The following is a 14105-nucleotide window of genomic DNA, read 5'->3' as shown; positions in this document are numbered from 1 at the left end:
ATCTCAAACATCTTTTATTAGCGTTTCGCTTATTGCCCACAATTTTTTTCTTGAAGTTTGATTTAATGCCTCTGGAGCATTTTTACAGATTTTTGGGAACCCTCTAAAGTTAAATCTAGGTCCATATTGCTCTCCTCCAATAGCGTTAGATAATGTAGCGGCTGCTATTTGAGGCAATGCTCCCATTTTCGCGCTTTGAAACATGGGATCCATCAACTTGTAAGCAAGTCCTTCTTGCCATGATTGATTAGCCTCAACAGATTTTGGCTGCAAATTTGTTCGTGCAAATCCTGGATGAGCTAGTAGTGAAGAAGTTTTTGAATTGCTTTCTTTAAGTTTTGAATTAAGTTCCAAGCCAAACATTACGTTTGCAAGCTTGCTCTGCGCATAGGAAGCCCAACGATCGTATTTAAGATTTCCTTGTAAATCCGCCCACTGAATCTTTCCAAAATATTGGACACCTGAGGTTACTGTGACAACTCTAGAATTATTTTTTTCTTCAAGCATGGGTAATAGTTCTAACGTTAAAAACATATGTGCAAGATGATTAACTGCAAACTGTATTTCAAAACCTTGCTTGCTAAAAGTCTTTGGTGGAGCCATTATCCCAGCATTATTGATTAAAACATCTAAGTAATCAAATTTATTTTTTATAGATTCAGCAAATTTTTTAACGTTTATTAAATCGGATAAATCTAATTCAACTAGTTCGATCTTTCCAGAAAAATTAAATTTTAAAAGTTCTTGTTTGGCTTTCTCTCCTTTGATCATGTCTCTGCAAGACATGATTACTGTTGCCCCCCTTTCTAAAAGGAATTTTGATGTTTCATAGCCAAGACCACTATTGGCTCCGGTGATTAAGAATACTTTTCCGTCTTGCATCTTGATTTCATTTAATCTAACCATAACCCTTTGAAAATGTTTATTTACTATAATTATGATTTAATTTAATTGTGGTAGACGTGGATGATCTGTTTGTATTGACTTAATAAAATTAATAAGATTTTAGATCTTATTAATTCTATTAAATGAAGTCTTAAATTTGTAAAATCCTGAATTTGCATAATTCCAATATTTAAGGTCCTCTTTTCTATATATATAATTAAAAATGATTTGATTTTGATTAGCAAATTTATTTATTAGATCTAGATTATGCCCAACTCCTGGGTAGATAACATCAATAAAACTGTGACCAGACAAATTAATTCCTAGGTCAGTTGATTTTAATACTTCTGAGTTTGGGATTAACTTATTTATTTTATCAATTAAACCTCGTTTGAATTGAATCACGGTCTCACTTAGATCAAATTCATTATTTGTGGCTATATTATGCAATATATAAACCTTTGAGTATGAATTAAATAACGTATATCTGTTCATGATATTCATATCATTATCAAATATTATTAGAATATTACTATTAGGAAAACTTCTTTGAACTGGAAGTTTATTTGATTGATGTTGACTATCTTTTATGATATTAATTTTGCTCGAAATGCTAATGGGAGTATCTCTAAATCGATTAACTGTGTACTTATTGATGTTTTCTTTAGATGCTAAGTAAGGCTTCTTATTTGTGTGCATACCAGCCACCCATCTCCAGCTAAGGGTGTTCGATGCAGCATCCCCATCTAGTAGATGTTTCATGAACAGCCTCGCTCCTAATTGCCATGGAAGTCCTAGAGTGAAAATCCATATACTTGCGAACCACATCCTTGCGTGATTATGCAAATAGTTATTCTCTCTAAGCTCCTCTATCCATTTATCAAAGCAATCTATACCTGTCTTACCATTAATAGCAGAACTAATTAAGTATGAACTTTTTGAGTTTTCTTTGAAATTTATATATTCATACCATATGGATTTGTAATTTTCAAGGTAACCCCTCCAATAGATCCTCCAAAGGATTTCATCAGTGTACTTTTGTTTCTTATCATACTTTTTTAATTTTTCAATTATGTCAAATTCGTAAAGGATTCTATGTGATGTATATTTAGAAATTTGAGAGACATTAGTCCTGTTTTCGATACCATAATCGTAATTTCTTAGTTGATGGTATGAACTAAGGTGATTGAAAATGAAATTATCTAATAAATCATTAGCCTCATCAAAAATATTCACAAGAGTATTAAATTTATTATTGAAGTTTTTTTAATGCTTTTATAGCTTCTTTTATATGAGCTGGACCATTTAGAAGGTCTTCAAAAATATGTTTTATTACTCCTTCAGAATTTATTATGTAAGTTACTCTTCCTTCTATGAATCCTAGTTTTTTCGGTACTCCAAATTGATTTCTAAGAATATTGTTTTGGTCGCAAAGTAATGGATACTGAAGTTTATTTTTATTTGCAAATCCTAGATGACTTTGAGGACTACCATTACTTATTCCCCATACCTCAGCACCTAGAATTTTGAAAAGATCATATTTGTCTCGGAAGCCACAAGCTTCGACAGTGCAACCAGGTGTATCGTCTTTCGGGTAAAAAAACAAAACCAGAGACTTTTTCAAATTATTTGATGTTCTGATATTCCCCTTTTGATCTTTTAGAGAAAATGAAGGAATCTGATCACCAATTTTCAGCTTCACTCTAATTAATCAAATCACTATTATACTCAATTCACTTCCTCTCGAGAGTGCTCTTCTGGAGTAAAAACAACACCTAGACAAAGTTTATAGAAATTTTTTTGTTCTAAATATCTCAGTTTAAATTATTAATTTAGTTTAGACAAGAATTCATTAGCATTACGTCTGTGGTTCATTTTTTTATTAGGGTCCATTTTTTCTAAATTCCTTAAAATCATTGACAAACGATATTGGTCCTTGAACTTATTTTTATAATCATCTATAAATGTCCAAAAAAGACTATCCCAAGTTGAGCACCAATCTTCAGATTTATAGTTAGACATTTTTCGAATATAATTAGAGCCAGAAATATATGGTTTGGTTGTAAATAGTCCTCCATCTGAAAATTGACTCATTCCATAAACATTTGGAACCATAACCCAATCATATGAATCTATAAATAATTCCATAAACCATTTGTATACTTTATTTGGATGAAATCTGCATAGAAGCATTAAATTTCCAACTATCATTAGTCTTTCTATATGATGAGCATACCCTGTCTCTAAAATATTTTTTATTGAGTCATCTAAAGGCCTTATTCCTGTTTGACCAGTGTAAAAACTTAAGGGTATTGGTTTGTCCTCAAAATCCCAGAAATTTCCATTTCTTAGTTCTAAACTATTTCGTTTATACATTAATAGGATAAATTCACGCCAGCCAATAATTTGTCTAACAAATCCTTCATAGGAATTAATCCCAATATTGTTTGATTGATAAAACTCCCATGATTTATCTATTATTTGTCTCGGAGTAAGTAATCCGGAATTAATTAATGGAGAAAGAACACTATGCCAAAGTGTCCTATGATTTGAATGTATTGCATCTTCATAATCTCCAAATAAATTAAATCTTTCAATTAAAAAATTATCTAACCATTCTTCAGCATCTTTATGAGACAATGGATAATTAAAGTTTTCTGTGCTCCCGTAATAATCTTTATAATTTATAGAAACTTCTTTCTTAGCTTTATCTAGTAATCTGCTTGTTTTTATAGTTGTTATTCTAGGAACTTCAATTGAATTTGGAAGCTTCTTTCTATTCATTTTGTCAAAACTCCATGTCCCCCCTGTTGGCGAACCATCTTTTTCGATAAGTATATTTAGGCTTTTTCTTTGAATCTTATAAAATTTCTGCATTCCATAAATTTTTTTTTGATTAAGTATTTCTTCAGATATATCTTGACAAGTTAAAAACATATCATTTTTTCTTATTTTCAACTTTATATTCTTTTTCAAAGAGAAATCCTTAATTCTTTTTTCTAGCGACCAATCAAACGCTTCATAAGTGATGAAATAATTAAAACCTTTTTCTGAGAGATAATTGAGATTATCTTCTGTTCTGCTTTCTCTTTGATGTTTTAAATAAATTACATTGAACCCCTGAGATCTGAGATCTTCTTCGTAAGAGTCCATAGTAGCTTTGTGGAAAATTATTTTTTGACAATGAAACTTTTGTTGCCATTGAGAATCACAACCAAAAAATAAGCTATCTTGGATCAGAGCAATATGACTAACGTCACTAAATTGTTTTTTTATTTTGAATAATTGATTTGGAAAAATCAGGAAAATCTTTCTCAATTTAGTCGATTAATAAATTTATTACTTCTCAAAAAAATTTAAGAAGTTAATTTTATAAAATAACTGGATTCTTTTTTGAGTGCGAAAAAACTCAACATGGTTAATTTTGATTTTTCCTTCTTCTACATCTTTCTGAACAGTAAATGACTTTATCCCACTCTTTAGCCCATTTTTTTCTCCATTGAAAATCTCTCAAGCAAATCGGACAATTTTTTATCAATTTGAATTTCACTTTTGATTGGTTGACTTGAACCTTGTCTTCTTGTCAGGAAAGCCATGCTTAAGTTTCCTTCCAGTAACCCTCTTTCTCCACATTTTAAAAGAAGATGTTTTTAAATTAGACCTCATTAAATGAATAACTTCTTTCTCTTTGAGATTGAATTGAAATTCGATCGCATCAAAAGGTGTCCTGTCCTCCCAGGCCATTTCGATAATGCGATCAACCTCAGCTGAAGTTAGCCTTTTAAGTACGATTTGTATTGCCAAGAAACTGGACAAACCTTAGAAGAGATTTTCATTAGTATTGGTACGTATATCCCTAAGAATTTTCTTTGATTTATAAAACTCCATTGCCAATCAATTTGTTTTGGATATATGAAATGAATTATTTGTTCTCACACTCATGATTGATTTTTGTTATGACAGTCTCTGTTGATAGGAATTGAAGTCGAAGTTCGTTTCTCTGTCAACATTGGAAGGGCGCTTGCGCTCTTCCAACAGTAAAAACGGTATTAATAGTTAAGTAGAACTTATCTATTTATGTATTTTGAGACACTAAACTTATAGTGACTTTTTTGTATAATTAGTCACTAATCTTACTGTTAAGTTTTACTTATACACGAGTATAAAATGATGTTTGATTATTAATCAATGCTTGTTTGTTTTGGTTTTTTATAGTTAAAAAGTCTACTAACTTGTAGTCTGTAAAATATATATTCCCCCTGTTTTATATGCAGACCTATGGAAATCCAGATGTCACCTACGGGTGGTGGGCTGGTAATTCAAGGGTTACTAACCGCGCTGGAAAGTTCATTGCAGCCCATGCTGGTCATACTGGCCTAATTTCATTTGCTGCAGGAGCTAGCACTCTTTGGGAGCTAGCTAGGTTTGATCCTTCTATAGCCATGGGGCACCAAAGCTCTATCTTTCTCGCTCATCTTGCATCTATTGGAATTGGATTTGATGATGCAGGTGTTTGGACTGGAGCGAATGTTGCTTCAGTAGCAATTGTCCATATTATTGCTTCTCTTGTTTATGCAGGAGGAGCTCTTTCTCACTCTCTGCTCTTTGATGGGGATTTGGCTGATGGGCCAGGACCTACTACTCAAAAATTCAAGCTTGAATGGGACAATCCCGATAATTTGACATTTATTTTGGGTCACCATCTTATTTTCTTTGGGGTTGCTTGTATTGCTTTTGTTGAATGGGCCAGAATTCACGGAATTTATGACCCAGCAATAGGAGCTGTTCGACAAGTTGAGTACAACCTTAATTTGACCAATATTTGGAACCATCAGTTTGATTTCTTAGCTATAGATAATCTTGAAGATGTTTTGGGCGGCCATGCGTTTTTAGCATTTGTTGAGATAACTGGTGGTGCTTTCCATATCGCAACTAAGCAGGTAGGAGAATACACAGAATTCAAAGGAGCTGGGATCCTCTCTGCCGAGGCTGTTTTATCTTTCTCATTGGCAGGTATTGGTTGGATGGCGATTGTCGCAGCATTCTGGTGCGCAACAAATACAACTGTTTATCCTGAACCTTGGTTTGGAGAGCCTTTGGCTTTGAAATTTGGAATTTCTCCCTATTGGATCGATACTGTAGAGGTAAGTGAGAGCACTGCACTAGCAGGTCACACCACAAGAGCTGCTTTAACAAATGTCCATTATTATTTTGGATTCTTCTTCTTACAAGGTCATTTATGGCACGCTATTCGTGCATTAGGCTTTGACTTTAGGAGAGTTACAAATGCTGTAGCTGGTTTAGATAGGGCGCAAATCACTCTTAATGACTAACTAATTCAATTGATTGGATAATCTCTGAAGCCCCGTAATTTTTGCGGGGCTTTTTTTATTAAAATATTGACTGCTATTTAACTAGGATTCTCAAATCCCTTTTGATACTAGTTTTGTAAGCAAAATCAATGAATAATTAAAGCTCTTCTATTGATTATTTTTGTGCATTAAATAAAGACCTTTTACGATTTCAAGCAAATTTATTGCACTAAATGTAAGGTAGGTCGAATTTCGACTTCAATTTCCTCAATTATGCAGTCCTACGGAAACCCAGACGTCACCTACGGGTGGTGGGTTGGTAATTCTGTCGTAACAAATAAGTCAAGCCGATTTATTGGCTCGCATGTTGCTCATACAGGATTGATTTGTTTCGCAGCTGGTGCCAACACACTTTGGGAGCTCGCTAGATACAACCCAGATATTCCAATGGGACACCAAGGAATGGTGAGCATCCCACACCTTGCTTCTATTGGTATTGGATTTGATCCAACTGGAACAGTATTCGACGGAACATCAATTGCTTTTATCGGAGTATTCCATCTGATTTGTTCAATGGTTTATGCGGGTGCAGGTCTATTGCACTCACTGATTTTTAGCGAAGACACCCAAAATAGTTCAGGTTTGTTTGCTGATGATCGTCCTGAACATCGTCAGGCAGCAAGATACAAGCTTGAATGGGATAATCCAGATAATCAGACTTTTATTCTTGGTCACCATTTGATTTTCTTTGGTGTTGCATGTATTTGGTTTGTTGAGTGGGCTCGAATACATGGGATTTACGATCCTGCAATAGGAGCTGTTCGACAAGTTGAGTACAACTTAAACTTGACCAACATTTGGAATCATCAGTTTGATTTCTTGGCTATTGATAGTCTGGAGGATGTTATGGGTGGTCATGCATTCTTAGCATTTGTTGAGATCACAGGTGGTGCTTTCCATATCGCAACTAAGCAGGTAGGAGAATACACAGAATTCAAAGGGAAGAATATTCTTTCTGCTGAAGCCGTTCTTTCCTGGTCTCTTGCTGGTATTGGTTGGATGGCAATTATTGCCGCTTTCTGGTGTGCAACCAATACAACTGTTTATCCAGAGGCTTGGTACGGAGAAACATTAGCTCTTAAGTTTGGAATCTCTCCATATTGGATTGATACTGCTGATATGACTGGTGTCGTTAGTGGTCATACTTCAAGAGCTTGGCTTGCGAATGTTCATTACTATCTTGGTTTCTTCTTTATTCAAGGACACCTTTGGCATGCAATACGTGCTCTAGGCTTTGATTTCAAAAAGGTTACTGATGCAATTAGTAATCTTGATGGAGCAAGAGTTACTCTCACTGATTGATTTTCTGAGTCTTTCAGCATAAAAAAGAGTCTCGTCTTTTGACGAGACTCTTTTTTTATTGAAAAAAATTAAAGAGGTTTTAACTTTCTTTAGTTTTTGTAGTTGTCAGGCTTAGCCCAAGGATCGATCCTTTTTGAATCATCAGAATAGTAGAAGAATTGAGACGCTCCAAAAACTGCTCCAAGTCCACAAAGAGCTGCGGCTATATTAAATCCACCGGATGGTTTGATTAAACCAATATCTGATGGGTGTGGAAGCTGAGTGGCAAAATCAAGAAGGTGAGAAAAATCAATCATTGAATAAAAAAATTGTTTTTATAGTTAACCCAGGTGGCCACTATGCCAAACCCGTGTTTGAGGATATTACATTAATTTGAGAACTAACATTGAAAAACAAAATTTTCTTAGTCATTTAAAACCCTTTTGCACGAGATTTCTTCTCAGTGGGAGAAACCTCATCAACTTTTCTTTTGGATGCTGAATTTTTCTGAAAAAGATAAAAAACCACAGCTAAAAGAGAAACTCCAAGCAAAACAAACCAAATTATTGTTGCTATATAAGGAAGTCCATGAAGATCTTGTAATTCAAGTTGTAAAGCAGATTTCATTTTTGATATTTAAATTTTTCTTGAGTATTTCCATGAAAACCTAGTTTAGTTGGGGTTTGAGCCAATTTGAAGAAAAAAAACTTTACTACTTCTTTATACGCCTTATGACTATTGGTAGTTTTTGAATTCAGGTGCCTGTAAGGTGTGCTCACCGTATTACGCCAAAAAACTTAAATCATGCAGACCTACGGAAACCCGGATGTCACCTATGGTTGGTGGGCTGGAAATGCTGGGGTTACAAACAAATCAGGTAAATTCATTGCTGCACACATTGCTCATACTGGCTTGATAGCCTTTGCAGCAGGTGGAAGTACCCTTTGGGAACTAGCGAGATACAACCCTGAGATTCCAATGGGACATCAGAGTTCGATCTTTCTTGCTCATTTAGCTTCAATTGGTATCGGCTTTGATGAGGCTGGTGCTTGGACAGGGGCAGGAGTTGCCTCTATTGCAATCGTACATTTGGTTCTTTCCATGGTCTATGGAGCGGGTGGCTTATTGCACTCGGTGCTATTCGTTGGCGATATGCAAGATTCAGAGGTCCCTCAAGCAAGAAAGTTCAAACTTGAGTGGGACAACCCAGATAATCAGACTTTTATACTTGGTCACCATTTACTTTTCTTTGGTGTTGCATGTATTTGGTTCGTTGAATGGGCAAGAATCCACGGAATTTATGATCCTGCTATAGGAGCTGTTCGACAAGTTGAGTACAACCTTAACTTGACCAGTATTTGGAACCATCAGTTTGATTTCTTGGCTATTGATAGTCTTGAAGATGTTTTGGGAGGCCATGCTTTCTTGGCTTTCTTGGAAATAACAGGTGGAGCTTTCCATATCGCTACTAAGCAAGTTGGTGAATATACCAAGTTCAAAGGAGCTGGTCTTCTTTCTGCAGAAGCAATTCTTTCTTTCTCTTGTGCAGGTCTTGGTTGGATGGCTGTTGTTGCTGCTTTCTGGTGTGCACAGAACACAACCGTTTACCCAGAAGCTTGGTATGGCGAAGCATTGATCTTGAAGTTTGGTATTGCTCCTTATTGGATAGATAGTGTTGATCTTTCAGGAGGTCCAGCTTTCTTTGGTCATACGACTAGGGCGGCTCTAGCAAATGTTCATTATTACTTTGGATTTTTCTTCCTTCAAGGACATCTATGGCATGCTTTAAGAGCTATGGGATTTGATTTTAAGAGAATTCTTAAGGAGCCTCTTCCTGCTCAGCTTTACGAATAAACAATTAAAAACTTGTTTTTTTATAGAGAGGATTTAATCCTCTCTTTTTTTTGTTTTTTTTCACTTGGTGGAATAAATTCTTTCGAAGCATTGATTTGATAAAGCTAATAAGACTTGGCTTCTCTCTTAATTATCCGGAAAAAAGAATTTCAAACATAACGACCTTTAACTATTCTGCACATATCAATTGAACAGAGTGTAATCTGCACGCATATTTCCCTGATTCGCTTAGACATTATGCAGAGCTATGGAAATCCAGACGTTACTTACGAGTGGTGGGCTGGTAATTCTGTGGTCACAAGTCGTTCTGGTCGATTCATAGCCTCCCATATTGGGCATACAGGCTTGATCGCATTCGCGGCTGGAGGAAGTACCCTTTGGGAACTTGCTCGCTACAATCCAGAGATCCCCATGGGGCATCAAAGCTCCTTATTCTTGGGGCATCTTGCCGCTTTTGGCGTAGGTTTTGACGAGGCTGGAGCTTGGACTGGTGTTGGTGTAGCAGCCGTAGCCATTGTTCACTTGGTTTTGTCAATGGTTTACGGAGGTGGTGCTTTATTGCATGCAGTTTATTTTGAAGCTGATGTTGCAGATAGTGAGGTTCCAAGAGCTAGAAAGTTTAAATTGGAATGGAATAATCCAGATAATCAGACGTTTATCCTGGGCCATCATTTATTCTTCTTTGGAATGGCTTGCATAGCCTTTGTTGAATGGGCAAGAATCCACGGCATATATGATCCAGCTATTGGTGCGGTAAGACAGGTCAATTACAATCTTGATTTGACGATGATATGGAATCGTCAATTTGATTTCATCGGGATTGATAGTCTCGAAGATGTAATGGGTGGTCATGCATTTCTTGCTTTTGCAGAATTAACCGGCGCAACTATTCATATGGTTGCAGGTTCAACTCAATGGGAAAACAAGAGACTTGGTGAATGGAGTAAGTACAAAGGAGCTGAATTGCTTTCTGCAGAGGCAGTCCTTTCATGGTCTCTTGCAGGTATAGGTTGGATGGCAATTGTTGCTGCATTCTGGGCTGCTACCAATACAACCGTTTATCCAATTGAGTGGTTTGGTGAGCCTTTGAAGTTACAGTTCTCAGTTGCTCCATATTGGATTGATACAGCAGATAGCACTGGCATAACAGCTTTCTTTGGTCACACAACTAGGGCTGCTTTAGTTAATGTTCATTATTACTTTGGATTTTTCTTCTTACAGGGTCATTTCTGGCATGCTTTACGTGCGTTAGGATTTGACTTCAAGAAGGTTTCCGAAGCAATTGGTAATACTGAAGGGGCAACAGTCAGGGTTGAAGGCGCTGGTTTCAATGGAAGAGCTCCAAGATAGATTAAAAAAAAACAAAAATATCCCTCTATTATGGGGGGTATTTTTTTTGTCTATTTTTAAATAAATAGAGCTTTTTTGGTAAAAAATGGTAGAGACCTATAAAGACCTCTAACTATTCTGGTAAAAACAATTCCAAAAAGTGTAAGGTAGCCAAAATTTCGACTTTAATTCCTTAATTATGCAGACCTACGGAAACCCAGACGTCACCTACGGGTGGTGGGTTGGCAATTCTGTGGTGACCAATCGCGCTGGTCGATTCATAGGGTCACATATCGGACACACAGGCCTGATTTGCTTTGCAGCTGGTGGAAGTACCCTTTGGGAGCTTGCTCGCTACAACCCAGAAATACCAATGGGACATCAAAGTTCCATTTTTCTTGCTCATCTAGCATCTCTTGGCCTCGGCTTTGATGAAGCTGGAGTATGGACCGGAGCTGGTGTAGCAACAATTGCTATTTTCCATTTGATTTTTTCAGCTGTATATGGAACAGCTGGATTAGCTCATTCACTCTTATTTGATCCGGACTTGAAAGATGGTCCAATTCCTACCACCAAGAAATTCAAACTTGAATGGGACAACCCAGATAATTTGACATTCATTCTTGGACATCACTTGATTTTCTTTGGGGTTGCAAATATTTGGTTCGTAGAGTGGGCAAGATGGCATGGAATTTATGATCCAGCCATAGGTGAAATCAGAACAATCTTCCCTGGATATGGTGACTTTGGAATGGTTTACGGGCATCAGTTCGACTTCCTTACCATTGACAGCCTTGAAGAAGTAATGAGCGGTCATGCATTTTTAGCATTCGTTCAAATAAGTGGTGGTGCATGGCACATCGCTACAAAACAACTAGGCGAATACACTGAGTTCAAAGGTAAAGGATTGCTTTCAGCAGAAGCCGTTCTTTCCTGGTCTCTTGCTGGTATTGGTTGGATGGCAATTGTTGCTGCATTCTGGTGCGCACAAAATACAACTGTTTATCCAATTGACTGGTATGGAGAGCCTTTAGCTTTGAAATTTGGAATTTCTCCTTATTGGGTAGACACGGGAGATGTCTCAGATAGCACTGCGTTTTTAGGCCATACAACTAGAGCTGCATTGTCAAATGTTCATTATTACTTTGGATTTTTCTTTATTCAAGGTCATATTTGGCATGCTCTTAGAGCCATGGGCTTTGATTTCCGTCGTGTTGTTGGATCAGTAGCTTCTCTCGCAACAACTGAGAGTTAGTTGATTCAAACTTAAATTTCAATAAAAAAGCCTCATCAAATTTGATGAGGCTTTTTATTGGGAAAAAATCTAAAAAAATTACTCCGTTTTTATATCAATATTTTCGTCATCAATTGAATTTTCAGAAGTTGCCTCAGGTTCAGTAATTACCTCAGGTTCAGGCATTACCTCAGGTTCAGGAGTTGCCTCAGGTTCAGAAATTACCTCAGGTTCAGGAGTTGCCTCAGGTTCAGAAATTACCTCAGGTTCAGGAGTTGCCTCAGGTTCAGGAGTTGCCTCAGGTTCAGAAGTTACCTCAGGTTCAGAAGTTACCTCAGGTTCAGGAGTTCCTCAGGTTCAGGAGTTGCCTCAGGTTCAGGAGTTGCCTCAGGTTCAGGAGTTGCCTCAGGTTCAGGAGTTGCCTCAGGTTCAGGAGTTGCCTCAGGTTCAGGAGTTGCCTCAGGTTCAGAAATTACCTCAGGTTCAGGAATTACCTCAGGTTCAGGAATTACCTCAGGTTCAGGAGTTGCCTCAGGTTCAGGAGTTGCCTCAGGTTGCGACTCTGTTGATTCATCTTTCAGCTGAGTTGGTCCTTGATCTAATTTTGATTGAATTAGCTCTTTAACTATCAAAAAAAGCTTTTTAAAATTTGAGAAGAGTTCTTTAAAATTTTCATATATGTTTTTGAGAGTGCTTTTGATCTCTTGAGCTTTCTCCCCTTTATTGAAGAAAAGCAAGGCGGAAATTACTGATACTGAGATTAATATGAAAATAAATAGTGCACCCATTTTTTTTATCAGTTAGATATCATTAAGATCGCTCTTATTTGTGCTGCTATCAAGTGTTTATTTACATTGAACAACGAAGATATCCTTTATGTCTTAAATAAAGCTCTTAAAAATTTTGAAATTTTTTATGAATACAGCGAAGCTTACTATTTTTTTTGATGGAGGATGCCCCTTATGCAAAAGAGAGGTTGATTTCTTGCAATCAAGAAATCAAAAGGGATACCTAAGTTTTATTGATATAAATACTTCTGATTTTTATTTAGATCTTAAATATGGCATTACCTATAAACAAGCGATGGAGAGAATCCATGCTTTTAAAAGTGATGGTTCATTAATTAAGGATATTAAGGTTTTTCAAGAGGCTTATACGTTGATTGGATTGGGTTGGATTTATGCACCAACAAAATTGCCCATTTTTGATAAATTTATTGAGTTTATTTATGGGATATGGGCAAAATACAGATTAAAATTAACTTTTCGACCTTCTATTGAGAAATTATGTACTGAAAAGGGTTGTGAACTCTCTTAGTTAATGAATAGTTGGTTGATTCAATTAAGATATTTTCAACAATGATTAAAAAAGATAATAAATTTCCTATCCAAATGTTGAACCATTGAATCCCCAATTTGAGGCTTTAACGTCGAAAAATTCAATATAAATTCTATTTGTATTTATATTGGTTTTAGATGCAATTAACTCGCACAAAGCCTTGCTCATCGAGGATGGGTTTAGTGAGCCAATTGATTGAACCTTGATGAAACAGCATGGTTCATCGGATCCAGCAAATGTCATTTTGGCATCTTTTTGGATCATCGTCATTACGTAATTTTCCGGTTTTCCGGTTAAAACAGCAATCATTTTTGAAATATCTTTTTGGAGCAAATCATCATTTTCTACAACACTTTTTGAGGATGCGTTGATTTGAATGAATGGCATAAGTGAATCAGTCTTTGACAGATATTAATACTTGAATGGGAGATTGATTTTTAAAAAGATAGAAAGATCTAAGCCTCTTTTCTCCAAAATTATCAACAGAAATATTTTTCAAATCTTAAACAAATAGAAAGATCCTGTTAATTCTCCTGTTAGAGCCTCATTATTTCTTTTTTTCTAGTAACTTGGTCGGGTCTTATTGCGAAAAATGAACCAGAATTTTCAAGCCATTGTTCAAAACACAAGAGAAGATAATACTTCGAATGATCAGACCTTTTTACTTGGTGGTGTTTTGATAGTTTTTAATGTTTTTGTCATGTTATTTGTAGGTTTATATTGGATGAACCCAGTAATGCATGAGTTTATCTCTGGAAGACCTCTTTTGTAATAACCACTTGATAATCCCTTTTACATTAATTTGTCTTATC

Annotated in this window: 17 protein-coding genes; 7 read left to right on the top strand and 10 right to left on the bottom strand. The window is 36.1% G+C overall.

Translation table 11 applies throughout. The annotated features are described in order from the left end of the window. Positions 1–3: 3 nt before the first annotated feature. The 6 genes from EW15_RS07155 to EW15_RS07135 form a co-directional block, all read right to left on the bottom strand. Positions 4–882 (bottom strand): oxidoreductase, encoded by an 879-nt coding sequence (locus EW15_RS07155; protein WP_255327221.1) that lies wholly within the window; start codon positions 880–882, stop codon positions 4–6. A 123-nt stretch (positions 883–1005) separates the two neighbouring features. Continuing rightward, entirely contained in the window at positions 1006–2121 is a 1116-nt protein-coding gene (locus EW15_RS07150) for an FAD-binding domain-containing protein (RefSeq protein ID WP_038653645.1), read from the bottom strand. Between the two features lie 16 nt (positions 2122–2137). After that, entirely contained in the window at positions 2138–2581 is a 444-nt protein-coding gene (locus EW15_RS07145) for a peroxiredoxin (RefSeq protein ID WP_197049715.1), read from the bottom strand. A gap of 131 nt (positions 2582–2712) precedes the next feature. After that, complete coding sequence (locus EW15_RS07140; RefSeq protein ID WP_038653639.1) at positions 2713–4203, bottom strand: cryptochrome/photolyase family protein; 1491 nt, start codon at positions 4201–4203, stop codon at positions 2713–2715. Positions 4204–4303: 100 nt separating this feature from the next. Further along, positions 4304–4435, bottom strand: coding sequence for a DUF2256 domain-containing protein (locus EW15_RS10615; RefSeq protein ID WP_071841063.1), 132 nt, complete (start codon positions 4433–4435; stop codon positions 4304–4306). Continuing rightward, positions 4432–4689, bottom strand: a complete 258-nt coding sequence (locus EW15_RS07135) for a TIGR03643 family protein (RefSeq protein WP_071841062.1) — start codon at positions 4687–4689, stop codon at positions 4432–4434. The genes EW15_RS10615 and EW15_RS07135 overlap by 4 nt, the downstream gene beginning before the upstream one ends. A 464-nt stretch (positions 4690–5153) precedes the next feature. Between EW15_RS07135 and EW15_RS07130 the strand changes: the two genes are divergently transcribed. Beyond that, positions 5154–6218 carry a chlorophyll a/b binding light-harvesting protein gene (locus EW15_RS07130; protein ID WP_011294812.1) on the top strand — a complete coding sequence of 355 codons (1065 nt, stop codon included), beginning with the start codon at positions 5154–5156 and terminating at the stop codon, positions 6216–6218. Between the two features lie 252 nt (positions 6219–6470). Next, positions 6471–7559: a chlorophyll a/b binding light-harvesting protein gene (locus EW15_RS07125; protein ID WP_038653635.1), complete on the top strand. Its 1089-nt coding sequence runs from the start codon at positions 6471–6473 to the stop codon at positions 7557–7559. 89 nt (positions 7560–7648) lie between these two features. Here the strand turns inward: EW15_RS07125 and EW15_RS07120 are convergent, their stop codons facing one another. Together EW15_RS07120 and EW15_RS07115 are read right to left on the bottom strand one after the other, a co-directional pair. Next, positions 7649–7855, bottom strand: coding sequence for a hypothetical protein (locus tag EW15_RS07120; RefSeq protein ID WP_011294810.1), 207 nt, complete (start codon positions 7853–7855; stop codon positions 7649–7651). 115 nt (positions 7856–7970) lie between these two features. Beyond that, positions 7971–8165, bottom strand: coding sequence for a hypothetical protein (locus EW15_RS07115; protein ID WP_011824131.1), 195 nt, complete (start codon positions 8163–8165; stop codon positions 7971–7973). A gap of 177 nt (positions 8166–8342) precedes the next feature. Between EW15_RS07115 and EW15_RS07110 the strand changes: the two genes are divergently transcribed. From EW15_RS07110 to EW15_RS07100, 3 genes are all read left to right on the top strand, one after another. After that, on the top strand, positions 8343–9392 hold the full coding sequence (locus EW15_RS07110) for a chlorophyll a/b binding light-harvesting protein (protein WP_011294808.1): 1050 nt from the start codon (positions 8343–8345) through the stop codon (positions 9390–9392). A gap of 237 nt (positions 9393–9629) precedes the next feature. Continuing rightward, positions 9630–10742 carry a chlorophyll a/b binding light-harvesting protein gene (locus EW15_RS07105; RefSeq protein ID WP_011824130.1) on the top strand — a complete coding sequence of 371 codons (1113 nt, stop codon included), beginning with the start codon at positions 9630–9632 and terminating at the stop codon, positions 10740–10742. A 178-nt stretch (positions 10743–10920) separates the two neighbouring features. After that, a complete protein-coding gene (locus EW15_RS07100; protein ID WP_011294806.1) occupies positions 10921–11976 on the top strand; it encodes a chlorophyll a/b binding light-harvesting protein in 1056 nt (351 codons plus the stop codon). 308 nt (positions 11977–12284) lie between these two features. Here EW15_RS07100 and EW15_RS10695 read toward each other — a convergent pair whose 3' ends face one another. Beyond that, entirely contained in the window at positions 12285–12743 is a 459-nt protein-coding gene (locus EW15_RS10695; protein ID WP_225866547.1) for a hypothetical protein, read from the bottom strand. Between the two features lie 127 nt (positions 12744–12870). Between EW15_RS10695 and EW15_RS07090 the strand changes: the two genes are divergently transcribed. Further along, the gene (locus tag EW15_RS07090; RefSeq protein WP_038653630.1) at positions 12871–13272 is read left to right on the top strand and encodes a DUF393 domain-containing protein; all 402 of its coding nucleotides are present in this window, start codon (positions 12871–12873) and stop codon (positions 13270–13272) included. A 66-nt stretch (positions 13273–13338) separates the two neighbouring features. Here the strand turns inward: EW15_RS07090 and EW15_RS07085 are convergent, their stop codons facing one another. Beyond that, the gene (locus EW15_RS07085) at positions 13339–13680 is read right to left on the bottom strand and encodes a phenylpyruvate tautomerase MIF-related protein (protein ID WP_038653627.1); all 342 of its coding nucleotides are present in this window, start codon (positions 13678–13680) and stop codon (positions 13339–13341) included. A 205-nt stretch (positions 13681–13885) separates the two neighbouring features. On the opposite strand from EW15_RS07085, the gene EW15_RS07080 reads away from it, so the two are divergent. Next, positions 13886–14065, top strand: coding sequence for a hypothetical protein (locus EW15_RS07080; RefSeq protein WP_225866546.1), 180 nt, complete (start codon positions 13886–13888; stop codon positions 14063–14065). Positions 14066–14105: the final 40 nt, after the last annotated feature.

This window comes from Prochlorococcus sp. MIT 0801 (assembly GCF_000757865.1).
Lineage (GTDB): Bacteria > Cyanobacteriota > Cyanobacteriia > PCC-6307 > Cyanobiaceae > Prochlorococcus_B.
This window is presented reverse-complemented; position numbering and strand designations above follow the sequence as displayed.